Source organism: Streptomyces sp. 8N114, assembly GCF_052245835.1.
Lineage (GTDB): Bacteria > Actinomycetota > Actinomycetes > Streptomycetales > Streptomycetaceae > Streptomyces.
This window is the reverse complement of sequence record NZ_JBQQBT010000012.1, coordinates 157,045-179,417: the sequence shown is the minus strand read 5'-3', so window position 1 is coordinate 179,417 and position 22,373 is coordinate 157,045. Positions and strand designations below refer to the sequence as shown.

Below are 22,373 nucleotides of genomic sequence, written 5' to 3'. Positions count from 1 at the left end.
CCTCCCCCCGGCCGCCGTCCCCGCGCCGGTCCGCCAAGGTGTGTCTTCCCGCCCCGGAACGGCGCGGCTCGGGGATCCCGCCGCTCTGCTGGCGGTCTCGCCTGTGCGGCCGCCCGTCGTGGAGTTGGGCGAGCTGGCCGGGTGGGATCCGCTCCCGCTCTCGGTGCGGGACGCCCGGCGCAGAGCGGGCCCGCTCCGCGAACGCCTGGCACCCCGCCTCCCCCATGCGCTCTCCCCCGCCACGGCGCAGCTCGCCGAAGGGGCCCGGCAGCTACTCCGCCAGGACGCGCAGCCGCTCGCGGAGATATCCCGACTCAGCCTGGTCCGCGACCGGGTCACCGCCCTTCATGACGTGTCTCTCTCGCTGTACGCGGGGGAGATCGTGGCGCTGATGGGGCGCAACGGAGCGGGGAAGTCCACCCTGTTGAACACTCTCGTCGGGATGCACCGGCCCACCTCGGGCCAGGTCACCGTCGACGGGAAGGTGCCGCACCGTACGCGGCCGGCCGAGCTGCTGCGCCATGCGGGTCTCGTCCCGCAGGAGCCGCGAGATCTGCTCTATGCGGACACCGTGGCCCACGAGTGCCGGTCCGCCGACGCCGACGCGGGTGCCGCGCCCGGCAGCTGCCGTGCACTGGTCTCCCGGCTACTGCCCGATATCCCTGACACCACTCACCCCCGCGATGTGTCGGAGGGCCAACGGCTGGCCCTCGCGCTGTCGATCATCCTGACGGCCCGGCCGCCGCTGTTGCTGTTGGACGAGCCCACCCGCGGGCTGGACTATGCGGCCAAGGCCCGGCTGGTCGCGCTCTTGCGTGAACTGGCCACCGAGGGCCATGCCATCGTGCTGGCCACCCACGATGTCGAGCTCGTCGCGGAGCTGGCCCACCGCGTCGTCGTCCTCGCCCAGGGCGAGCCCGTGGCTGACGGGCCCACGGACGAGGTCGTCACCTCCTCACCCGCCTACGCCCCGCAGGTGTCCAAGATCCTCGCCCCTCAGCCCTGGCTGACCGTCAGCCAGGTGAAGGGGGCGCTGTGATCCGCCGCGCCACCGGAGGGGCGCCCCCGGCGGTGCGGGCTGCCACGGCGGTGCGGGCCGTTCGGCTGGGGCCGAAGTCCGTTGCCGCGCTGGCTCTCACCAGCGCCACCGGCGTGGTTGCGTTCGCCTGGCCTCTGCTGGCCGACCGGACCTCCGGGCTGGCGCACTCCCAGGACGCTCCCTGGCTCTTCGCCGCACTGCTCCCCCTTCTGCTTGCCGTCGCCGTGGCGACCGTCTCCGAGACCGGGCTGGATGCCAAGGCCGTGGCCATGCTCGGTGTGCTGGCCGCGGCCGGTGCCGCGCTGCGGCCGCTGGGCGCGGGGACCGCGGGTCTGGAGCCGATGTTCTTTCTGATGGTGCTCTCCGGCCGGGTGCTGGGGCCGGGTTTCGGATTCGTTCTGGGCGCTGTCTCGATGTTCGCCGGGGCCCTGCTCACCGGTGGGGTGGGGCCGTGGATGCCGTTCCAGATGCTCACCATGGGCTGGGTGTCCATGGGAGCCGGTCTGCTACCCGGGCCCGCCACCTTGCGGGGCCGGCGTGAACTTCTCCTCCTTGCCGCATACGGGGCCGTCTCGGCCCTGCTCTACGGCTTGATCATGAATCTTCAGGGCTGGCCCTACATCGCGGGGCTCGGCTCCGGTTTCTCGTTCGTGCCGGGTGATCCCCTTCAGGAGAATCTGGCCCGGTACGGCGCCTATGTGCTGGCCACTTCCCTGGGCTGGGATGTGCCGCGGGCGCTGCTCACCGTGGTGCTGACCCTGTCGCTGGGCGGTACGGTGCTGCGGGCGCTGCGCCGGGCCACCCGTCGTGCCGCTTTCGACACCTCGCCGGTGTTCGTGAGGGCGTCGGGAAGTGAGATTCCCGTGTTCCTGCCCGACCCCGACGGGCAGGAACACGGGCCCTAAGGCGAGTCCTGCTGTACGCGTTGTGCGCGCGGACTCGCGGCTTCTCTTCCGGACGCCTCCAGGCGCGCTGACTTGCGCCGGCTCCGGGGCACTCCGGGGGTGCTCCAGTGGTGGTTCAGCTGATTGTTCAGCGATTGATCGCGGGGGCCGATGCCTGTCTGCCGGATATCTGCTCCGCGTACGGCGCCGTGGGCCGATGGCCTGGCGCAGGGAGGTGCCGGCAGTTTGCGGTGGGTGCCGTGGGATTGGGCGTATGCACCGTAAGCGGCAAATGGGAAGAATCGGCTGCCGCTGCGTGAGCGCCGACGACGACCGGGTCTGTGAGCAGCCCGGTCACCGCCAGCTCGCCCAAGCCTGTCCTTTGCTGCATCGTCTGCCCGGTCACGCTTGAGCCCCCCGTTCGACCCCCGTTGACGATCGGAGAACGCTCGTTCTCCGATCAAGTAAGACTGTATCGTAGAGAACGACAGTTCTCAAGACCGGAGGAGAACAGCGGGGGAGACGGGGAGAACGGGGCAGCATGGACAGCGAAGCCACGACCGAGGCTCGCATTCTCAGCGCGGCGGACGCGCTCTTCTACGAGTACGGCGTTCATGCCGTGGGCATGGACAGGATCCGTGACGCCTCCGGCGTCTCACTGAAGAAGATCTACAAGTGCTTCCCGTCCAAGGGGGCCCTGGTGGAGGCATATCTACGGCGCCGGGACCGGTGGGCCCGCACCGCGCTCGAGGAGCGGGTGGCCCTCCACACCGATCCGGAGGAGCGGGTGCTGGCGGTCTTCGACTGGCTCTACGACTGGGTCGACGGGCCGGACTTCCACGGCTGTGCCTTCATCAACGCCTTCGGCGAGCTGGGCGCGGACTCCCAGGGGGTGGTCGACGCGGTACGCGACCACAAGGCTGCGGTCCGCAACTACCTCCAGGACCTGGCGCACGAGACCGGCGCGTCGGAACCGGAGTGGCTCGCGGCACAGTTGGCGGTCCTGCTCGACGGGGCGATGAGCAACGCCTCCATCACCGACTCGCCCACCCCGGCGCGCCATGCCCGCTCCGCCGCGAAGACGCTGCTGAGCGGCACGACCGCGCCGGTCGCCTAGCCCACCGCATCCGGATCAGCACCGGGTCGGCGCCCTGCGGGTCGGGTCGGCGCTCTGCGGGCCAGCGCGCACCGGGCCGGGCACCGGGCGGCCGTTCCTACAGCCGCTGGAGGATGGTGGCGGTGGACAGTGCACCGCCCGCGCACATGGTGATCAGGGCGAACTCCTTGTCGGTGCGTTCGAGTTCGTGGAGTGCGGTGGTGATGAGCCGGGCTCCGGTGGCGCCGACGGGGTGGCCGAGGGCGATGGCTCCCCCGTTGACGTTGACCTTCTCCAGGTCCTGTTCGAAGACCTGGGCCCAGGAGAGGACGACGGAGGCGAACGCCTCGTTGATCTCGACGAGGTCGATGTCCCTGAGAGACATCCCGGCTTTGCCGAGGACGGCTCGGGTTGCGTCGACGGGCCCGTCGAGGTGGAAGTGGGGGTCGGCGCCCACCACGGCCTGGGCGACGATACGGGCGCGGGGGCGGAGCTTCAGGGCGCGGGCCATGCGCTTTGAGGCCCACATCACGGCGGCGGCGCCGTCGGAGATCTGTGAGGAGTTCCCGGCGGTGTGCACGGCGGTGGGCATGACGGGTTTGAGTGAGGCGAGGGCTTCCATGGAGGTGTCGCGCAGCCCTTCGTCGCGGTCGACGTAGCGCCACATGCCCTGCCCTGCGGCCTGCTCCTCCTCGGTGGTGGGCACCTGCACGGCGAACGTCTCACGTTTGAAGCGCTCTTCGGCCCAGGCGGTGGCGGCGCGTTCCTGGGAGAGGAGGCCGAGCGAGTCGACGCGTTCGCGGGTGAGGCCGCGGTGGCGGGCGATGCGTTCGGCGGCCTCGAACTGGTTGGGCAGGTCGATGTTCCACTCGTCCGGCCAGGGTTTGCCCGGTCCGTGCTTGGAGCCGCTGCCCAGCGGCACACGGGACATGGCCTCCACGCCGCAGCCGATGCCGATGTCGATGACGCCGGCGGCGACCATGTTGGCGACCATGTGGTTGGCCTGCTGGGAGGAGCCGCACTGGCAGTCGACGGTGGTGGCGGCGGTCTCGTAGGGCAGGCCGACGGCCAGCCAGGCGTTGCGGGCCGGGTTCATGGACTGTTCGCCGGCGTGGGTGACGGTGCCGCCGACGATCTGTTCGACGCAGTCGGCGTGGATGCCGGTGCGGCCGAGGATTTCGCGGTAGGTCTCGCCCAGCAGATAGGCGGGGTGCAGATTGGCCAGGGCACCGGAGCGCTTGCCGATGGGGGTGCGTACTGCCTCGACGATGACGGGTTCGGCGGCCATGAGTCGTCCTCTCCAGCCCGGCTGGCTCCCCACCAGCACAACTAGTACGCGTTCTAGTTCTTCAGGACAGTGTGCGGAGCGCGCTCATCGCCGCGCAAGGGTCTTGCACGGCCCGCAGCACACTCCGCAGCCCTTCAGCAGCACTCCGCAGCACACTCGCCGTCCGCTCCGTCGCACGCCGCCTGCACAGGAACTGGCGCCGTGCCCCTTGCTACTTGTAGAACCCGTTACTACCTTCGGGTCCTTCTGATGGGCCGTCAGAAGAGGAGTGGAGCTGCCGATGTCCTCCTGCCCCGCGCTGCCCGACGGGTTCGACTTCACCGATCCGGACGTCTACCAAGAGCGCGTCCCCCTCCCGGAGTTCACGCTGCTGCGCGAGACTGCGCCGGTGTGGTGGAACCGGCAGCCGCGCGGTGTGGCGGGCTTCGACGACGAGGGGTACTGGGTGGTGACCCGGCACGCGGACGTGAAGGAGGTCTCCACCCACCCGGAGCTGTACTCCTCCAACCTGAACACCGCCGTCATCCGGTTCGCCGACCATATGAGCCGCGACCAGATCGACGTCCAGAAACTGATCATGCTCAACATGGACCCGCCCGAGCACACCCGGGTCCGGCAGATCGTGCAGCGCGGCTTCACTCCCCGCGCCATCCGCGCGCTGGAGACGGCGCTGCGGGAGCGCGCGGCGCGGATCGTACGGAACGCCAAGGACAGCGGCAGCGGCGACTTCGTCACCGACATCGCCGTCGAACTGCCGCTGCAGGCCATCGCCGAACTCATCGGCATCCCGCAGGAGGACCGCTCCCGTATCTTCGACTGGTCCAACAAGATGGTCGCCTACGACGATCCCGAGTACGCCATCACGGAGGAGGTCGGCACCCGGTCGGCGGCGGAGCTCATCTCGTACGCGATGACGATGGCCGAGGCCCGCAAGGAGTGCCCGGCCCAGTACGCCGGGGACATCGTCAGCCGTCTGGTGGCGGCCGAGGGCGAGGGCAATCTCAACGCGGACGAGTTCGGCTTCTTCGTGATCCTGCTGGCCGTCGCGGGCAACGAGACCACCCGCAACGCCATCAGCCACGGCATGCACGCCTTCCTCACCCACCCCGACCAGTGGGAGCTCTACCGGCGCGAGCGCCCCGGAACCACGGCGGAGGAGATCGTGCGCTGGGCCACGCCCGTGGTCTCCTTCCAGCGCACCGCCACACAGGACGCCGAACTGGGCGGGCAGAAGATCTCGGCCGGGGAGCGCGTGGGCCTGTTCTACTCCTCCGCCAACAACGACCCCGAGGTCTTCGAGAACCCGCACGTCTTCGACATCACCCGCGACCCCAATCCGCACCTCGGGTTCGGCGGCGGAGGGCCGCACTTCTGCCTCGGCAAGAGCCTCGCCACCCTGGAGATCAACCTCATCTTCGACGCCGTAGCCGACCTCACCCCCGGGATCTCCCTCGCCGGTCCGGCGCCGCGCAGGCTCCGCTCGGCCTGGCTGAACGGCATCAAGGAGCTACGGGTCGACTACGGCTGAGCGCGCTCCCCCGGCCAGGCGGAGAGACTCAGTCCTGCCCGGCCGGCGCTCTGCGGTCGGGAGAACTCGACGGGCCGGGCAGTGAGGGACGGGGAACCGTACGGGTGGCGGGCTCGGTGCGGGTGTCCGCGGCGACCGCCGCCCGGCCCGCCCCGGCCCCCGGACCGTCCTCGGCCGGTGCTGTGCCGTTTCCGCCCCGGAGCCGGGCGAGCCGGCGCTGAACGTAGAAGCCCGCCGCCACGACTGCGACGCCGCCCGCCGCGTCCAGCAGGTAGTGGTTGGCGGTGGCCATCACCACGAACGTCGTCAGCAGCGGATAGAGCACGCCCAGCGCCCGCAGCCAGCGGTTGCGGGTGATCATGAAGACGACGATCGTGCACCACAGCGACCAGCCCACATGCAGCGACGGCATCGCTGCGTACTGGTTGGACAGCTGGGTCAAGGCACCGAAGTCCGGGTCGGACAGGTCCTGCGGGCCGTGCGCCGTGTCGATGTAGCCCAGGCCCGGCATCAGCCGCGGCGGCGCGAGCGGGTACAGCCAGAAGCCGACCAGCCCCAGCAGAGTGGCGAAGCTCAGCGCCGTACGAGCGGCCCGGTACTGCGGCACGCGGCGCGCGTACAGCCAGCCCAGCAGGGCGATCGGCACCAGGAAGTGGAACGTCGTGTAGTAGGCGTCGCAGGAGTCCCGTAGCCACTCCGTGCGGGCTGCCAGCCTGTTGAGGCTGTGTTCGATGTCGAGCTGGAGGAAGGTCTCCGCGGTCAGTATCTGGTGGCCGTGCCCCTCGGCCAGGGAGCGCGAGTCGGGCGCGTGGCCGCGGACGTAGGAGTACGCCCAGTAGCCGACACGGATCAGCAGCAGCTCCAGCATCAGGTTGGGGCGGCTGAGCGGGCCCGAGGGCTGCGGGTCGGCCCAGGCCGGGGAGGTGCGCAGGACGAACGGGACGGCGCAGGACGCCAGCACGGCCGCCAGCAGCACCGCGTTCTCGCCGAGCACGCCGAACGCGGCGACCTTGGGCACCAGCGCGGTGCCGTCCAGCGTCATCACCATCACCACGAACACCGGCCACACCAGCCGGTCCCCGGTCCGCCGGCCGACCCGGCCCACGACCGCCAGCAGCACCCACAGCTGCTGGTGCTGCCAGGCCATCGGCGAGGCCACCACCGCGGCGCAGCCCACGACGGCGGCGGCCAGCAGCAGTTGACCGTCACGCGCGTACCGCACCGCGCGGCGCAGCGCCAGCCAGCTGACGGCGGCCACCAGCACCACCAGCGAAACCACCTCCGGCCGGCCGTGCAGCCCGGCACGCAGCAGGGCGCCGTGCAGCGACTGGTTGGCGGTCGCGTCCGCGGGATCGCCCAGGCCGAACCCCGCGACGTGCTGCATCCAGTACGTCCACGAGTCGTCCGGCATCGCGGCCCAGCCGGCGAGGGTGCAGATGAGGAACGTACCCGCGCCCGAGACGGCGGCCGTGCGGCGCCCGGTGAGCCACAGCAGCGGCACGAACAGCAAGGCGGCGGGCTGCAACGCGCCCGCGACACCGATGAGTACGCCACCCGCTTTCCCGCCCAGCGCCTCCACGGCCTTCTCGCGGAGGCTGCCCGGCTTCCCGCGGGCACCGGCCAAGGGCCCGCCGCGCCCGGTGTGTTCCGCGCTGTCACGCTGCCCCTGCTCACCGCCCAGCAGCCAGCCGACCAGCACCAGCAGCACCGGCAGCACGCTGGTCTGCCCAAGGTGGAAGGTGTTGCGCACCGGCACCGACAGCACCAGCAGGCTCAGCGCGACCGGCACCGCGAACAGCGCGGTACGCCGCGGTACCGGCCCGGGCAGCGCTCGGGCGGCGACCACACCGACGGCAGCGACCAGCAGCATCGTGCCCAACGTCCAGGCCACACCCAGCCCTTGCTCGGCGGCCCGGGTGAGCGGCTTGAGGACCAGCCCCGCGAAGGGCGTCCCGGTGAAGGGCGTCTCCCCGTCGTAGAGGGAACCGTGCACGCGCAGCACGCCGTTGTCGCCGATCCAGGCGAACAGGTCGACGAGCCGCTCGTCCTGAGGGAGCCGCAGCACGGCCGCCGCCTGCCGGACAGCCAACGCAAGGGCCAGCAGCCACAGCCCCGCCAGCACCATCCCCGAACGGGACCCCAGCCGCCCCCACTGCCGGGCCGGTTTCCGATACGACGGTCCACCCGGTCCGCCTCCGGACGGGTGCCATGTGCCGCCCCGCTCCGGCCCTTCGGGCCCCTCCGCCACCGATTCCGCCGCCACGCCCCGCCGTCTCCGTCCTGTCCGCCGGTGTTCTTCTCCGCGGGTCCCCCGCACTCGACCGGATCCGCCCCGCCCCGCCCTGAGAGCTGGCCTTCAGGTCCACCCCCGAGAGCTAGCCTTCAGGTCAGACGCAAGAAACCTACTCGCTACCTGACAGCTGCGTGCGACCGGCCACCAAGCCGGACAGACCTGTCACCGGGGCGGCGGCGTGCTCCGTGCGGTGAGGCAGGATGGGCCCATGAGCATCGTCAAGATCAACGCACTGACCGTACCCGCTGACCAGCGGGAGGTACTCGAAGGACGGTTCGCCGCGCGCAAGGGCTTCGTGGAGAGCGCCGACGGCTTCGAGTGGTTCGAGCTGCTGCGCCCACTGGAGGGAACCGACCGCTACCTCGTCTACACCCGCTGGCGGGACGAGGAGTCCTTCCAGGCGTGGATGAACGGCTCCATGAAGGAGGCCCACCAGCGGGCGAAGGGCGCGGACAGCCACACGGAGGCCAAGCCAGCCGGCTCCGAGGCCGGGACCGGGGACGCCGAGCAGCCGAAGCCCGCAGCGACCGGCTCGGAGACCTGGTCGTTCGAGGTCGTACAACAGGCGCCGCCGAAGAAGTGACGCCCGGCGGGCCGCCCCGCACCTGAGGGGTCAGCCTTCGAACGTGAGGCGTATGCGGCCGTCCGCGAGCCGGGTGGCGCGCACCTGCTCCAGGTCGGGCACATGCACGGTCGGGCCGTGTTCACCGGCGCGCGGGCCGACGCCGACGACCGGCATACCGGCGGCCAGACCCGCCGCGATGCCCGCACCGGAGTCCTCGAACACGGCGCACTGCTCCGGCGGAAAACCCAACTCCGCCGCGCCCTTGAGAAAGCCCTCAGGATCGGGCTTGCTGGCACTGACATCGGCGGCGGTGATACGGACCGCCGGCATACCCAGCCCGGCCGCCACCATCCGCGCCTCGGCCAGGGCCGGGGTCGCGGAGGTCACCAGCGCGTGCGGAAGGTCCTGGAGCGCCGCGAGGAAGGCGGGCGCGCCGGGCACGGGGACGATGCCCTCGGTGTCGGCGGTCTCCTGCGCGAGGAGGACGCGGTTCTCCGCGTAGTTCTGCTCCATCGGGCGGTCCGGGAGCAGCGTGGCCATCGTCATGTGGCCCTGGCGGCCGTGTGCGACGCGCAGCACCTGGTCCGGGTCGAGGCCCTGCTCGACGGCCCAGCCCCGCCAGACCCGCGCGACCACGGCGTCGGAGTTGACGAGCGTGCCGTCCATGTCGAGGAGCAGCGCGCGGACGGTGAGCGGCGGTATGGGCATGCGGGGGCTCCCGGGGTCGCGGTCGGCGCACGGCTGTCGGAACGCTGTGCGGCTGCGGAAAACGGCCGCACAGCTGTCGGGGAAGCCGACGAGAAACAGATGGCCCGCCCGCCGGTCAGGGACGCCCCTTCCGTCAGGTGAGGGACACGGGCGGGACCATTTGTTCCTCCATCATACAAACCAGTCCGGGAAACCGGCCACCCCTGTGCGCGCTTCCATCGGCCGGCCCCTGCGCGAGCTTGGGCTCAGCCCGACGTCCGGGCCTCCAGATGGCGGCGGGTGACCGGGCCGTACTCGCCAGGTGTGTCGTCCCGCAGGTGGTAGTGCGCCTGGTAGCGGAAGACGGCCTCCTGGACGCGCGAGGAGTAGACACCGTCCTCCGGCGCTCCGCGGTCGTAGTAGCCGGCCTCCTTCAGACGGCGCTGCAACTCGACGACCTCGCCACCCGAGTCTCCGGGGCGCAGCGTCCCGCCCGAGGAACTTCCCGGCCACTCCGGACGCGGGCGGCCGTGGCCCCAGTGCCCCTCCCCGGAGGGGCCGGGACGGCGGGACGAGTGCCCCTTTCCGCTCCGGGAGGGGGACGGGCGCGTGGTGTGCTCGCCGCCGTCCCGGCCGGCGCGGGGCGTTCCGGCAGCGGCACCTGTGCGGGAGGGAGCGGGCGCGGGCGGCTCGCTGCGCTCCGGCTTCTCCTCGGCGGACGGGGAGGAGGAAGGCAGGTCGTCGGTGGGCGCTCCGGTCGGCATATGGCGCAGCGCGCGGCCGTCCCCGGTGCGGCTGCCGTCGTCGGTCAACAGCTGGGTGGTCAGCAGGCCGCCGCCGAGCACCGCTGCCACCCCGACCCCGGCGAAAACCGCCGTACTGGGTCTGCGGCGCTCCCGCATCCGGCGGTGGGCCGCGGGCGCCGGGCCGGCCCCGGAAGGCTGCGCGCTGCGGCGTCCTTCGCCCCGCCTGTCACCCGATCCGGTGACGGCGGGCAGTTCGGCCGTCTCCTCCGTGCCGTGCGCCGCGAACGGCGTCAGATCGGGCAGCGGCACATGGGCGTCCCCGGCGTTCCCGGCCGCCTGCCCCGGCGCCTCGTCCTGCGGAGCCTGCGCGGAGTCGCTCTCGCCCAGCCGTACATAGGGGCGGATGTGCAGCGGATCCTCCGGACCCGGCCGGTCCTGCGGCTCCGGCTCAGTGTGTGTGCACGACTGCGCGCTCCCGCCGCACTCGGGACATCGTCCGTCCCCCGTCATTCCGGTCCCCTCCCCTGGCACCGCCACTCCGTCCGCTGCACGGCGGCCGTGCCCGAATCGCCAGTAACTGTCCAGTGCTGGACCATACGCGGTCAAGGACGGTCAGGGTCAAGCGCGCAGGAAAAGCCGACGGGTGGGGAAAGTTCGCACTGCGGGAAAGTTCACCCGTCTCCGCGCAAGTACCTGTGGACGTCTCTGCGCAAGTACCTGTGGACGCACCTGCGCCACCGCCCCGCCGACGTCACGACGAGAGCCCTCACGGTCACGAGGGGAGGTCATGCCGCCCGCGGCGGCTCCGACTGGCCCGCCTCCGCGTTCAGTTGCCGCACCAGCTCCGTCAGGTCCGTGGGACGGTCGGGTGTCCACCAGTCGCCCAGCAGCTCGGCCAGCTGCTCCTGGCGGGCGTCGGAGAGGGCGCGCGCCGCCTGTTCGCCGCGCGGGGTCGCCACCAGTTCCAGCCCCGCCCGCGTTGCCAGCCCGCGCTCCTCCAACTCCCGTGCGCCGTCGGCGACGACACGGCGGGGCACCACCCCCGCGTCCTCCAGCAGCGCGGGCTCGACGGGCCCGTCGTAGTGCACGCGCAGCAGCATCCAGGTGGCGGCCGGGGCCAGGTCGAGCCCGGCACCCTGCGCGATCCGCGCGTACAGGTCGCGCCGGCCCTCGATGGTGCTCAGCCGCGAGAGGGCCCGGGTGACCTCGTCGGCGGGGCTGCGCTCGACCGGGCACGCGCCCAGGGTCTCGCTCTCGTCGGGCACCTGCACGCTGCGCCGCAGCCGCTGCTCGCGCAGCAGCCAGGTCAGTACGAAGGCCAGCGCGGCGAGCGGCGCGGCGTAGAGGAAGACGTCTGTGATGGAGGTCGAGTACGCGTCCAGTACCCCGCGCCGGGCACCGGCCGGGAGCCGGCCGACGGACTGCGGGTTGTGTTCGAGGGAGTCCGGCGTGATCCCGGCGGGCAGCGGCCGGCCGCGCAGCGCGTCGCTGAGCTTGCCGCCGAGCCGGGAGGCGAAGATCGTGCCGAAGACGGCCACGCCGACGGCGGCACCCACCGAGCGGAAGAAGGTGACACCGGAGGTGGCCACCCCCAGGTCCCCGTAGCCCACGGCGTTCTGCGCCACCAGCACCAGGACCTGGAGCACCAGCCCGAGGCCGAGGCCGAAGACGGCGAAATAGGTGCCCATCTCCCACTGCGAACTGTCCGGCGTCATCCGGTGCAGCAGAAGCAGTCCGCCGGTGGTGATCGCGGTGCCCAGCACCGGGAACACCTTCCAGTGCCCGGTGTGGCTGATCAGCTGGCCGGACAGGGTGGACGAGGCGACCACGCCCAGCACCATCGGCAGCATGTGCACGCCCGACATCGTCGGCGAGATCCCGTGCACGACCTGCAGGAAGGTCGGCAGATAGGTCATACAGCCGAACATGGCGAAGCCGATGACGAAGCTGATCGCCGCACAGAGGGCGAAGTTGCGTACGGCGAAGATGCTCGGCGGCAAGACCGGCTCCGCCGCCCGGCGTTCCACCGCGACGAACCAGCCGAGCAGAACGAGCGCCAGTACGGACAGTACGTAGATCTGTGCGGAGTTCCACGGCCAGGTGGTGCCGCCCAGTGAGGTGACGAGTACGACGCAGGTGGCGACGGCGGCGATCAGGAAGGTGCCGAGATAGTCGATCCGGTGCCGCTCGGCGTGCACCGGGATGTGCAGCGCGAGAAGGATCACCACCATGGCGACGGCGCCGATCGGCAGATTGATGTAGAAGACCCAGCGCCAGTCGAGGTGCTGGGTGAAGAACCCGCCCAGCAGCGGGCCGAGCACGCTGGTGGCACCGAACACCGCCCCGAACAGGCCCTGATAGCGGCCACGTTCGCGGGGCGGCACCAGGTCTCCGACGATCGCCATGGACAGCGTGATCAGACCCCCGCCGCCCAGGCCCTGCACCGCGCGGTACCCGATGAGCTGCGGCATGTCCTGCGCCACCCCGCACAGCGCCGAGCCCACCAGGAAGATCACGATGGCGGTCTGGAAAAGGCGTTTGCGGCCGTACTGGTCGCCGAGCTTCCCCCACAGCGGAGTGGCCGCCGTCACGGCCAGCAGATAGGCGGTCACCACCCAGGACAGGTGCTCCATACCGCCGAGGTCGCTGACGATGGTGGGCAGCGCCGTTGCGACGATCGTCTGGTCGAGCGCGGCCAGCAGCAGCCCGAGCAGGAGTGCGCTGATCGGCAGCAGTACCCCGCGAGTGCGAGGTGGTGCCGGTGCCGCCGCGTGTTCCCCGCTCATATGCCAACGGTGCCCCGCCTGCTGGGGCACAGCCCGTCGGCGTCCTCCGTTCGGGGGACACCCGCCGGACAGCGCCTAGGCGAGGGCCTCGTACAAACTGAACGCGGCCAGCCCCAGCATCAGCAGTGCCGCGATCCGGGTGATCAGCCGCAGCGGTACGTACTTCATCAGGGTGCGGCCACCCAGAATGCCCAGCGCGGCCACCGCCCACAGGGCGAGAACGGCACCCACGCCCACCGAGAGGGGGTCGTCGTAGCGGGCTGCAAGGTTCGCGGTCATGATCTGCGTCAGATCGCCGAACTCGGCGACGAGGATCAGCATGAAGCCGCTGCCCGCCACCTTCCAGAACGACTGGTCGGCGGGCGTGCGGGCCTGCTCGTCCTCGTCGTCGTCCTTCTTGAGCAGCAGCATGGCGGCGCCCACCAGGAACAGCACGCCGACGATGCCCTGCACGAGCCGGTGCGGCAGCAGGGTGAGCACACTGCCCGCCGCGACGGCGAGGACGACGTGGACGAGGAAGGCCGCGGCGACGCCCGCGAAGACGTAGGACGCGCGGTAGCGGGTGCCGAGCATCAGCCCGGCCAGGGCCGTCTTGTCCGGCAACTCGGCGAGGAAGACGACGCCGAACACGACGGCGGCGACGGTGAGGCTGAGCACGGGGGTTCCTCCGTGGTCGGGGCTGCCGCACCGGCGCGAGCTCACTTCGGCACGGCAGCGTCATGGGCTGTCCGTGCACCGGGCACGAACGCGGACACTGCGGCCGAAGGTCTCGCTGGCGCGGCACCGCCACCGGATGGCGGACGCCTCGCTCCGGGCGCCGGGCCCGCACGCGGCGGGCCAGTGTGTCGACGGTCCGGCGAAGAGCTACTCCCCTTCAGACTCGTCCGACTGTACGCGATATCCGCACACCGGCGCGATCGGCGCTCCACGTGACACGGGAGGCGCAGGACGTGGGAGAGGGGGACAGGAAAGGGAGCCGTGTAACCAACTCCCGTACGAGGTCCGTCGGGTGGGTGTATCGCGAGTGGCCGAGGGCTCATTCCCGGGCAGGCTCTTGATGTGACGTGCACACGACCGTCAGGCTGTGTGCCGCACCACCAACAGCACCACCCGACAGCACCACCGCTCAACTTCCCCCCACATATGGGAGTTCGCATGGCGCACAAGCACCGGACAGCCCTCACTCTCTACGCGCGTCGACGCTGGTCGGCGCTCATCGGCACCCTCGCAGCCGCTGTCTGCGGACTGCTGATCGCCCTCACCATGGGCGCCTCCCCCGCCGCCGCCGAGCCACCGACGCCGCCGAGCGCGTCCGAGGCGACCACGATGCTCGGCGGGCTCAGCGAGAAGGCCGAGGGCTCGATGGACGGCTACTCGCGCGAGAAGTTCCCCCACTGGATCGACCAGGGCGACAACTGCGACACCCGCGAAGCCGTCCTCAAGCGGGACGGCGAGGGCGTCGAGACCGGCAGCGACTGCTACCCGACCAAGGGCACCTGGAAGAGCCCCTACGACGGGGGGTCCTGGACCAAGCCCTCCGACGTGGACATCGACCACATCGTCCCGCTCGCCGAGTCATGGCGCTCCGGTGCCTCCGACTGGTCCCAGGACAAGCGCCAGGAGCTGGCCAACAACCTCAAGATCGCCCAGCTGATGGCGGTCACCGACAACGTCAACCAGGAGAAGGGCGACAAGGACCCCGCCAAGTGGATGCCGTCCGAGTCCGGCTACCACTGCACCTACGCGCGCATGTGGGTCTGGGTCAAGCACACCTACGGCATGACTGCGGACTCCGAGGAGAAGGCGGCCCTCAAGAAGGCCCTGGGCACCTGCTGAGGCCGTACCCGGTCAGGAAACTGGTCGGACGGCTCCCTCGTTCCGTACGGTGCGGGTTCAAGGCCCGCACCGTACGGCGCCACACGGACGAGGGAGATCCGCATGACCGGCCTCCGACTGGGCCCGCTGCTGCGCTACGTCGACCAGGACACCGCCACCGTCTGGGTCGAGACGGACGCCCCCTGCCGGGCCGAGGTGCACTGCGAGGGCTCGACGGCGGGCGGGGTGGCCCGCACCTGGCAGGTCGCCGGGCACCACTACGCGCTGATCACCGTCGTCGGTCTGGAACCGGGAACCGAGACGCCGTACCGCGTCACGCTGGACGGCGAGCAGGTGTGGCCGCTGCCCGGCTCGCCGTTCCCCACCAGCACCATCCGCACCCTGCCGCCGCCCGATGCGCCCCCCGGCGAGACGGCGCCCTTCCGGATGGCTTTCGGGTCCTGCCGCTGGGCGGCCCGCCCCGCGGGCTCCCGGCACGATCCGATGGGGCCCGACGCGCTGGACGCACTCGCCCACCAGGCCCTGACCGGCGGCTCCCGCCCGGACGTGCTGCTCCTGCTGGGCGACCAGGTGTACGCCGATGAGACCTCCGAGCCGGTCCGCGCGAAGCTCGCCCGGCGCCGCGACGTGCGCACACCGCCGTGGGACCAGGTGGCCGACTACGAGGAGTACACCGAGCTGTACTACGAGTCCTGGCTGGACCCCGAGGTGCGCTGGCTGCTGTCCACCGTCCCCAGCTGCATGATCTTCGACGATCACGACGTGATCGACGACTGGAACACCAGCGAGGCGTGGCAGCGCGAGATCCGCGCCACCGGCTGGTGGCGCGAGCGCATCCTGGGCGGGCTGACCTCGTACTGGGTCTACCAGCACCTGGGCAACCTCTCACCCGCCGAACTCGCCGAGAACCCGGTCTTCGCCGCCGTACGGGCCGCCGACGACGGGGCGCCGCCGCTGCGCGCGTACGCCGAACGCGCCGACCAGGACCCGACCGCGGCCCGGTGGAGCTACCGCAGGGACTTCGGCCGGATCCGGCTGGTGATGATCGACACCCGCGCCGGCCGCGTACTGCCGGAGAACGGGCGGCGGATGGTGGACGACGAGGAGTTCGACTGGCTGCACGAGCAGGTGCTCGACGGCGGGCCCGGCGCCGTCGACCATCTGGTCCTGGGAAGCTCGCTGCCGTGGCTGCTGCCGCCCGCCGTGCACGGCCTGGAGAGCTGGAACACGCTGCTGTGCTCGGGCGCACGCGGGCCGCGCTGGGCGCGGTTCAGCGAGAAGCTGCGGCAGCGCGCCGACCTGGAGCACTGGGCGGCCTTCCCGCACTCCTTCCGCGCCCTGAGCGAGCTGATCCAGCGGGTGGCCGCCGACCAGGACGCACCCGCCTCGGTCAGCGTCCTGTCAGGTGATGTGCACCACGCATACGTCACCGAGCCCGAGTTCGACGACCTGAAGGTCGCCGGCGGCGGACAGCGTTCCCGAGTGGTGCAGCTCACCTGCTCGCCGATACACAACGACATCCCGGCGGTGATGCGGTCCGGTTTCCGCTTCGGCTGGAGCCGGGCCGGGCGCCGGCTCGGGCAGGTGCTGGAGCGGCACGCCCGCGCCGAGGAGCCGCCCTTCCGCTGGCGCCGCACCGGCGGCCCCTGGTTCGGCAACATGCTGATGACGCTGACCCTGCACGGCCGCGACGCCGGGTACGCGCTCGACCAGGCCCGCCCGGCGACCTCCGCGCCGGACGGCACCCCCCGCTCAGCGCTGGAGCGGGTCTTCAGCGGCCGGCTCAGCGGAGCGGAACCGGCCGCCGATCAGAACTGACAACCCCTCATGTCTCGCTGAGAGGCACCGAGAAGCAGGCCAGCCGCGCACCCGCCTGACCCGCGTGTCCCGGCTTGGTGCTGGTGTGCTTCTCGTGCAGTACGACCGAGCCGGCCTTGCCCTCGCGGAAAGTCCAGTTGTGGCGGGAGACGGCCTCGCCCCGGCCCTTGTGGTCGGTGGTGAAGTCGAGCCACACCTCGTTGCGCGGATTGGCGTAGCGGGGATCGGTGGAGGGCTGCACCGGGTCCTTGCGGTGCTGGTAGTGCGGGCCCGAGTCGTCGGGCCTGGCACCGCACGGCTCAGTGTGGACGTGCGCCCCGTAGCTGCGGTCGGGGAGCAGGCCTCGCACCTGCAGCCGCACGGTGGTGCGGTGCTCGGTGGCCTTCCGCGCCACCATGATGGCTGCCCCGGAGGGCACCTTGGCCTGGTCGTAGGTGACCGCGTCGGGACGGATGAAGGCGTTCGCCGGCGCGAACCGGTCGTAGCGCACCAGGATCGACGTCCGCTGGTCGCCGGGGCCCGCCGCATCCGCCGAGTTGATCCGGGCGGCGTCTGCGGCATCGGCGTCCGCGGTGTGCCGGATGACCGGGTCGGAGCTGTCGGCGGTGCCCCGGCCGAGCCGGAAGAGGCGGTTCACGAACGAGCTGCCGGCGATCTCGACCTCGCCGGAGCTCACCTTCACCCGCACGCTGCCGAGTTCGGCGTCGTGGAGGCTCCGCGGCAGGTCGCGGAGGTCCTTCAGCGCCGCGAGACGGTCGATGTCCCCGTCGGCGGGCTCCCCGCTGTCGGCGGCATCGTCGCCGAGGTTCTCCAGGACGCCGGTGAGGCGCGCAAGGGCCAAATGGCCCGCGCGGGCCGCGCGTTCCGCGTCGTCACCCGATACATCGCTCGCCGTACTCGACCCGCTCCCCGCGAGCAGCGCCGTCACAAACATGACAACTGCCGCTCCCCCCGCCCCCACCATGCGCCTACGTGCCCTCATCGTGCCGGCCTCCACTGATTCACAGTTGTCCGATGGTCTGATTCCGTGGCATCCGTATCCAGCAGCGCCGCTGAAGTGACGCCACGTGCACCCAGCGGCCCTGAGCGGGGGACCCGGGCGTACGCTGTACGGCGGTAGACCGCCGACGGACGAGAGCCGGGCAGGGGAAGAAACGGGGACAGCAGTGCCGGAAATCCTGGGGTCGGTGACCGGATCCCCGTGGATCTATGTGGTCATCGCCGTATCCGTACTGCTCGACGTCTTCGTACCGGTACTGCCCAGCGGCGTCCTGGTGATCGCCGCGTCCACCGCCGTTGCGGGGACCACCGCTGCCGACGCCGCCGATCTGCCCACCGCCGCGGCCCAGGGTGCGGCCGAGAGCGGCCGACTCGTCGAGGTACTGCTGTTGATGCTCTGCGCCGCGGTCGCCTCCGTACTGGGCGATCTGGTGGCCTGGCGGCTGGCTTGGCGGGGCGGTGACCGCTTCGACCGGGCCGTCGCCCGCTCCCGCAGGCTCGCCTCCGCGCAGGAACAGCTCGGCCGCGCGCTCTCCCAGGGCGGCGGTGCCCTCGTCGTCCTCGCCCGGTTCGCGCCCGCCGGCCGCTCGGTGGTCAGCCTGACCGCGGGCGCCACGCATCGCAGCGCACGGGACTTCGTGCCCTGGTCGGTGCTGGCCGGAGTGGCCTGGGCGGCCTACAGCGTGGGCCTCGGCTACTTCGGCGGCCAGTGGCTGGGCGCCAGTTGGCTGGGCACTGCCGTCTCGGTGCTCGCGCTGTTCCTGGCCGGCGGGTTCGCCGCGTATCTGATAAGGCGTGAGCAGGACGGGGGCGCGGCCGTCGGCCTGGACGCGGACCCGGAGACGGAAGCGGAGCTGCGGGGCGGCGGCCCCGCCGAGGCGGGCACGGCCGCGGACGTGTTGCCGGCCGCGGACGCACTACCGGCCCCCGAAGCACTCCCGGCGGGCGTCGTTCTCCCCGGGCCCACCACGTTCCCCGTGCTGCCGGTACTGCCGGTACTGCCAATGCCGCCCGTGCTGCATGTGCTGCATGTGCTGCCGACGATGCGCACGGCCGGGGACGGCGAGGCCGAGGACGCTACGGTCACGAACTCCGCCGTGGTGCCGTCAGCGCCCGCGTGAACTCACGCGGCTGCTGGGCCACTCCCGAACAGCGGTCCTGTCCGCTTCCGGGGCGCCGGCGCGGTCGAGGTGCGTATCGGACGGATGCAGGTTTTCTCATGCCGCCAACATGATTGCCCCTCGGCCGGGTTGGCCGGCAGTTGCCTGCTGCGGCCTGGCCGGGTCCGCAGCCGGACGTCTTCGCCGACGCCGCGCAGCAGGGCGCCGCGGGTGAGGGGGCCCGTGGCTCCCTGCATGGCTCCCCCTGTGGGGTACGCACACGGCGAGAGGCCCCCGCTGATGCTGCGGGGGCCTCTCGCGTTGCTGATCAGAGCCGTAATGGCTCGGTGGGCACAACTGGGATCGAACCAGTGACATCCTGCTTGTAAGGCAGGCGCTCTACCGCTGAGCTATGCGCCCGGGGCTTGTGTGGGACGACAGCGTACCTTGCCTGGTGGCGGGCAGCGCAAACGTGGGGCGGCGGGAGCGTTCCGCGAACGAATCAGCTCGTGTGTTCGTTGAGCCCAGGTGGGAGAATGAGCACCGGTCGAAGAGCCACAGGCACGTACGGGGAGAGGTTTCGTGACGGCGATGAACGGCGGTGGCACCCGCCGCTGGGGCTGGGGCAGTGGCCGCGCGGACCACCTCCGGGCCGATGCGCAGGCCGCGAAGGACGCCGCCGCAGCCGCCTTCTACGAACTCGACACCGCCCAGCGTGAGCTGCGTATCTCCATAGAGACGATCAGCGCCGTCGACAGCTCCCCCGCCGGCCGCAAGGCCGCGGCGGACTTCGCCGAGCTCGGCAGACGTATCGACAGCGTCAGCCATGACTACATCACCGCGGTCGACGCCCACGATCTGGACCGGGACGACCTGGACGCCGCTGTCGCCTCCCGCGCCCGTACCGAGCTGGACCGGGCCCGCGGCGAGCTGGAGCGGGCCAAGGGAGAGCTGGAGCGGTTCGCGCAGAGCCTCGGCCCGCTGCTGACCCGCGCCGAGAACCAGCTCGCCCGCCTCGCACCCGCGGTCGAGCGGGCCCGGCAGGCGCTGCTGGCCGCGAGCAACGCGCTGGATGCCGTACGGGCCAAGGGGCTGAAGGCCGACGACCTCGCGGCCCGGCTGGCGGCCCTCTCGCCCGAGCTGACCAAGCTCAACGAGGGCGCGGGCACCCACGGTGTGCAGGAGACCATCCAGCGTGCCGACCGGGTCGTACGGGAGGCCGAGGCGATCCGCGCCCAGGCCGACGGGCTGCCGCAGAAGGCGGCCGACATCGACAAGCGGATCGCCTCGCTACGTACCCGCACCGAGGCACTGCAGAACCGGGCCCGGCAGGTGGAGCCCGTCCTCAGCGAGCTGCGGCGGCGCTTCAGCGTGGCGTGCTGGCAGGACCTCCAGCAGGTGCCGCAGCAGGCCGAGCGCTCGGCGCGGCAGGCCGACGAGAAGCTGCGGGAAGCCCGCGCGGCACGCGAGGAGCAGCGCTGGCCGGACGCCACGGCGCTGCTGTCGACGGTGCGAGCGCTGCTGAACACCACCGACGAGGCGGTGAAGGCCGCCGGAGAGCGGCTGCAACGGCTCAACGAGGTCTCCTTCGACCACTCGAAGGAGGTCGAGCGCACCCGCTTCGCGATCCGCGACGCACAGCGGCTGGCGATGGCCGGCCGTACCACTCCGGATCCGCGGCACGCGCAGCCGCTGGACAACGCGGTGGAGCGGGTGGACCGCGCGGTCGCCTCGCTCACCGGCCGCCACCCGGACTACTGGCACCTGCTCACCGAGCTGGACGCGGTCAAGGAAACGGTGCAGCGGGTGGTCGAGCAGATCCGTCAGGAGCGCGCTACCGGGCACTGACCCGGCAGCCTCAGCCTCGCCGCTACTGAGCGTCACGCTGTTGAGGCACGGGCGCCGCGGACGGATGCTGGAAGGCGAGAGCGAGTGCCTCCGGCCGCCCCGAGGAGGCCCCCCAGTGGCCGCGTCCCCCACCCGTACGTTCCACTACCGCCGCCTCCTGCCGCGGGGGCGGCGCGTCCTGGACGAGCACATGCCGGTGCACCACAAGCTGAGCCGTATCTACCGCGTGGGAGCCGGGCTGGTAGGGGTGATCCTGACCGTCTTCGGCGTACTGGGGCTCACGGACAACATTGGCCTCTTCGACATCGGTGGCGACCGGGTGGCCGGCCTCAACACCAACGGCGCGCTCAGTGTGCTGTCCATCGTCGTCGGACTGCTGCTCTTCTCCGGCATGGTGCGCGGCGGCAATTTCGCCTCCAGCCTGAACATCACTTTCGGCGGTCTGTTCCTGCTGAGCGGGTTCGTGAATCTCGCACTGCTGGAGACGCGCTTCAACGTGCTCGCCTTCGAGCTCCAGAACGTGCTGTTCAGCTTTGTCGTCGGTCTGCTGCTGCTCGTCTTCGGGATGTACGGGCGGGTGGGCAGCGCCCTGCCGCACGACAATCCGTACTGGCAGCAGCGCCACCTGGACGAGGTCGAACGCGCCCGGCGCGCACGGGACCTGCGCGAGCAGCGGACGCTTGCCCGGCTGCGGGGCGAAGAACTGCGGCGCAGTGCCTCGCTCTATGGAGGGAGAGAGCCCCGCGAGGGAGCCTGGAAACCGGAAACGCCGGGGACGTCCGAGGACACCGGCGACGAGCAGCAGCGCCCCGACTGAGCCGTGCCCGGCAGATCTTGCGCACCCGGCATGGGGGCAGCGCCCCATCAGGGGCGCGGGGAACTGCGCGACAGGCCATGGGGGTACCTCCCTGCTCGAAGAGCTTGGGGGAGAACCCGCAGCCTGCAGACGACGGGCAGGGGCACCCCCTCCCCAGCACAGCGGGAGGGGAAGCGGCAAGATCCGCGGCCAGCCTAGGTGGGCGGCCCCGTCAACGCGGCGCTCATCCGGCGAAGCACGGTCTCGCCCGCCAGTACGCCGCGCTCCGTCAGCACCCGTACGTGGGGCCGCTGCCAGCCGCTGTCGGCGAGCTCGCCGTGTGCGGGGCGCCAGGCCACGTCGGCGGCGCCCAGCAGATCGGCGTCGAGGAGGGAGTCACCGGCCGCGAAGGTCCGCGCTGTCCCGGCCCGGCGGGCCACCTCGGCCACGGCGGCGCTCTTGGTGAGCGGGTGCGGTACGGCGTAGATCTTGCGGCCCTGGAGGGAGACGCTCCAGCCCTGCGGGCCCGCCCAGGCGGCCAGTTCCTTCACCCAGGTGTCGGGCAGCAGCGACCGTTCGACCACCAGGTAGGCGAACAGGCCGTCCGCGACGCGCTCCTTGAGCAGCCACTCGGGGCGCGCCTGGCGCAGCATATGGGCGCGGACCTGGTCGAGCGGGGCGCACTCGGTCAGCCGCTCGCGCACCCGCTCCCGCCACTCGGGGTCGCTCTCGCCGTCGACCAGCAGCTGGCCGCCGTTGGCGCAGACCGCGTAGCGGGGCGGCGGTCCGGGCAGCCGGACCCGGCGGTACTGCTCGGGGGTGCGGGTGGTGGCCGGCACGAAGACCGCGCGGGCGGCCAGCGCGTCCAGCAGTCCGGCGGCCTCCTCCGTCATGAAGGAGAGCGGCTTGTGCTCGTACGTCTCGACGCACAGCAGCCGGGGCGCCAGGGTGTCGGGCATGGTCAGCTCGAGCGCCGCGGCGGAGTAGATGAGGGTACGGTCCAGATCGCTGGCGACCAGGACGCGTCCCGCCGCGTCGGCGCCGTCGGAGTGCGGCGTCACCGT

The 22,373-nt window shown here is 71.6% G+C and carries 18 protein-coding genes and 1 tRNA gene; 10 read left to right on the top strand and 9 right to left on the bottom strand.

Annotation, left to right across the window (positions count from 1 at the left end; all coding sequences use genetic code 11):
- From ACTWQF_RS23965 to ACTWQF_RS23955, 3 genes are all read left to right on the top strand, one after another.
- Positions 1-1,039: ATP-binding cassette domain-containing protein (locus tag ACTWQF_RS23965; protein WP_443281697.1), on the top strand; the 1,039-nt coding region annotated here is incomplete at its 5' end.
- The gene (locus ACTWQF_RS23960) at positions 1,036-1,944 is read left to right on the top strand and encodes an ECF transporter S component (RefSeq protein WP_443281696.1); all 909 of its coding nucleotides are present in this window, start codon (positions 1,036-1,038) and stop codon (positions 1,942-1,944) included. The genes ACTWQF_RS23965 and ACTWQF_RS23960, both read left to right, overlap by 4 nt.
- 520 nt (positions 1,945-2,464) lie before the next feature.
- The gene (locus tag ACTWQF_RS23955; RefSeq protein ID WP_443281695.1) at positions 2,465-3,040 is read left to right on the top strand and encodes a TetR/AcrR family transcriptional regulator; all 576 of its coding nucleotides are present in this window, start codon (positions 2,465-2,467) and stop codon (positions 3,038-3,040) included.
- Between the two features lie 97 nt (positions 3,041-3,137).
- Here ACTWQF_RS23955 and ACTWQF_RS23950 read toward each other — a convergent pair whose 3' ends face one another.
- Positions 3,138-4,307 (bottom strand): steroid 3-ketoacyl-CoA thiolase, encoded by a 1,170-nt coding sequence (locus ACTWQF_RS23950; RefSeq protein ID WP_443281694.1) that lies wholly within the window; start codon positions 4,305-4,307, stop codon positions 3,138-3,140.
- Between the two features lie 280 nt (positions 4,308-4,587).
- Between ACTWQF_RS23950 and ACTWQF_RS23945 the strand changes: the two genes are divergently transcribed.
- Positions 4,588-5,835, top strand: coding sequence for a cytochrome P450 (locus tag ACTWQF_RS23945; protein WP_443281693.1), 1,248 nt, complete (start codon positions 4,588-4,590; stop codon positions 5,833-5,835).
- A 28-nt stretch (positions 5,836-5,863) separates the two neighbouring features.
- On the opposite strand, the gene ACTWQF_RS23940 is transcribed toward ACTWQF_RS23945, so the two are convergent.
- Positions 5,864-7,960: a bifunctional glycosyltransferase 87/phosphatase PAP2 family protein gene (locus ACTWQF_RS23940; RefSeq protein ID WP_443281705.1), complete on the bottom strand. Its 2,097-nt coding sequence runs from the start codon at positions 7,958-7,960 to the stop codon at positions 5,864-5,866.
- Between the two features lie 376 nt (positions 7,961-8,336).
- On the opposite strand from ACTWQF_RS23940, the gene ACTWQF_RS23935 reads away from it, so the two are divergent.
- On the top strand, positions 8,337-8,711 hold the full coding sequence (locus ACTWQF_RS23935) for an antibiotic biosynthesis monooxygenase family protein (protein WP_443281692.1): 375 nt from the start codon (positions 8,337-8,339) through the stop codon (positions 8,709-8,711).
- A 30-nt stretch (positions 8,712-8,741) separates the two neighbouring features.
- Here the strand turns inward: ACTWQF_RS23935 and ACTWQF_RS23930 are convergent, their stop codons facing one another.
- The 4 genes from ACTWQF_RS23930 to ACTWQF_RS23915 all read right to left on the bottom strand — a co-directional run bounded on the left by ACTWQF_RS23930 (position 8,742) and on the right by ACTWQF_RS23915 (position 13,569).
- Positions 8,742-9,401 (bottom strand): HAD-IA family hydrolase, encoded by a 660-nt coding sequence (locus tag ACTWQF_RS23930; RefSeq protein WP_443281691.1) that lies wholly within the window; start codon positions 9,399-9,401, stop codon positions 8,742-8,744.
- Positions 9,402-9,646: 245 nt separating this feature from the next.
- Complete coding sequence (locus tag ACTWQF_RS23925) at positions 9,647-10,636, bottom strand: peptidoglycan-binding protein (protein ID WP_443281690.1); 990 nt, start codon at positions 10,634-10,636, stop codon at positions 9,647-9,649.
- Positions 10,637-10,911: 275 nt separating this feature from the next.
- Positions 10,912-12,912 carry a DHA2 family efflux MFS transporter permease subunit gene (locus ACTWQF_RS23920; RefSeq protein WP_443281689.1) on the bottom strand — a complete coding sequence of 667 codons (2,001 nt, stop codon included), beginning with the start codon at positions 12,910-12,912 and terminating at the stop codon, positions 10,912-10,914.
- A gap of 75 nt (positions 12,913-12,987) precedes the next feature.
- Positions 12,988-13,569 carry a TMEM165/GDT1 family protein gene (locus ACTWQF_RS23915; protein WP_443281688.1) on the bottom strand — a complete coding sequence of 194 codons (582 nt, stop codon included), beginning with the start codon at positions 13,567-13,569 and terminating at the stop codon, positions 12,988-12,990.
- Between the two features lie 498 nt (positions 13,570-14,067).
- Between ACTWQF_RS23915 and ACTWQF_RS23910 the strand changes: the two genes are divergently transcribed.
- Positions 14,068-14,748, top strand: coding sequence for an HNH endonuclease family protein (locus ACTWQF_RS23910; RefSeq protein ID WP_443281687.1), 681 nt, complete (start codon positions 14,068-14,070; stop codon positions 14,746-14,748).
- Between the two features lie 102 nt (positions 14,749-14,850).
- Entirely contained in the window at positions 14,851-16,566 is a 1,716-nt protein-coding gene (locus ACTWQF_RS23905) for an alkaline phosphatase D family protein (protein ID WP_443281686.1), read from the top strand.
- Between the two features lie 7 nt (positions 16,567-16,573).
- Here the strand turns inward: ACTWQF_RS23905 and ACTWQF_RS23900 are convergent, their stop codons facing one another.
- Positions 16,574-17,500, bottom strand: coding sequence for a hypothetical protein (locus ACTWQF_RS23900; RefSeq protein WP_443281685.1), 927 nt, complete (start codon positions 17,498-17,500; stop codon positions 16,574-16,576).
- A 232-nt stretch (positions 17,501-17,732) separates the two neighbouring features.
- Between ACTWQF_RS23900 and ACTWQF_RS23895 the strand changes: the two genes are divergently transcribed.
- Positions 17,733-18,686: a DedA family protein gene (locus tag ACTWQF_RS23895; RefSeq protein WP_443281684.1), complete on the top strand. Its 954-nt coding sequence runs from the start codon at positions 17,733-17,735 to the stop codon at positions 18,684-18,686.
- A 327-nt stretch (positions 18,687-19,013) separates the two neighbouring features.
- Here the strand turns inward: ACTWQF_RS23895 and ACTWQF_RS23890 are convergent.
- A tRNA-Val gene (locus ACTWQF_RS23890) sits at positions 19,014-19,085 on the bottom strand.
- A 162-nt stretch (positions 19,086-19,247) separates the two neighbouring features.
- Between ACTWQF_RS23890 and ACTWQF_RS23885 the strand changes: the two genes are divergently transcribed.
- Together ACTWQF_RS23885 and ACTWQF_RS23880 are read left to right on the top strand one after the other, a co-directional pair.
- Positions 19,248-20,513 (top strand): hypothetical protein, encoded by a 1,266-nt coding sequence (locus tag ACTWQF_RS23885; RefSeq protein ID WP_443281683.1) that lies wholly within the window; start codon positions 19,248-19,250, stop codon positions 20,511-20,513.
- Positions 20,514-20,703: 190 nt separating this feature from the next.
- Positions 20,704-21,330 carry a DUF4383 domain-containing protein gene (locus tag ACTWQF_RS23880; protein WP_443281704.1) on the top strand — a complete coding sequence of 209 codons (627 nt, stop codon included), beginning with the start codon at positions 20,704-20,706 and terminating at the stop codon, positions 21,328-21,330.
- Between the two features lie 194 nt (positions 21,331-21,524).
- Here the strand turns inward: ACTWQF_RS23880 and ACTWQF_RS23875 are convergent, their stop codons facing one another.
- Positions 21,525-22,370 carry an HAD family hydrolase gene (locus ACTWQF_RS23875; protein ID WP_443281682.1) on the bottom strand — a complete coding sequence of 282 codons (846 nt, stop codon included), beginning with the start codon at positions 22,368-22,370 and terminating at the stop codon, positions 21,525-21,527.
- Positions 22,371-22,373 lie beyond the last annotated feature (3 nt).

Excerpts from the sequence above, each read along its gene's own strand:
- ACTWQF_RS23905 (WP_443281686.1), top strand. The coding sequence starts at position 14,851 with ATGACCGGCCTCCGACTGGGCCCGCTGCTGCGCTACGTCGACCAGGAC.
- ACTWQF_RS23900 (WP_443281685.1), bottom strand. The coding sequence starts at position 17,500 with ATGTTTGTGACGGCGCTGCTCGCGGGGAGCGGGTCGAGTACGGCGAGC.
- ACTWQF_RS23945 (WP_443281693.1), top strand. The coding sequence starts at position 4,588 with ATGTCCTCCTGCCCCGCGCTGCCCGACGGGTTCGACTTCACCGATCCG.
- ACTWQF_RS23920 (WP_443281689.1), bottom strand. The coding sequence starts at position 12,912 with ATGAGCGGGGAACACGCGGCGGCACCGGCACCACCTCGCACTCGCGGG.
- ACTWQF_RS23925 (WP_443281690.1), bottom strand. The coding sequence starts at position 10,636 with ATGACGGGGGACGGACGATGTCCCGAGTGCGGCGGGAGCGCGCAGTCG.
- ACTWQF_RS23910 (WP_443281687.1), top strand. The coding sequence starts at position 14,068 with ATGGCGCACAAGCACCGGACAGCCCTCACTCTCTACGCGCGTCGACGC.
- ACTWQF_RS23935 (WP_443281692.1), top strand. The coding sequence starts at position 8,337 with ATGAGCATCGTCAAGATCAACGCACTGACCGTACCCGCTGACCAGCGG.
- ACTWQF_RS23880 (WP_443281704.1), top strand. The coding sequence starts at position 20,704 with ATGCCGGTGCACCACAAGCTGAGCCGTATCTACCGCGTGGGAGCCGGG.
- ACTWQF_RS23940 (WP_443281705.1), bottom strand. The coding sequence starts at position 7,960 with ATGGTGCTGGCGGGGCTGTGGCTGCTGGCCCTTGCGTTGGCTGTCCGG.
- ACTWQF_RS23950 (WP_443281694.1), bottom strand. The coding sequence starts at position 4,307 with ATGGCCGCCGAACCCGTCATCGTCGAGGCAGTACGCACCCCCATCGGC.
- ACTWQF_RS23955 (WP_443281695.1), top strand. The coding sequence starts at position 2,465 with ATGGACAGCGAAGCCACGACCGAGGCTCGCATTCTCAGCGCGGCGGAC.
- ACTWQF_RS23930 (WP_443281691.1), bottom strand. The coding sequence starts at position 9,401 with ATGCCCATACCGCCGCTCACCGTCCGCGCGCTGCTCCTCGACATGGAC.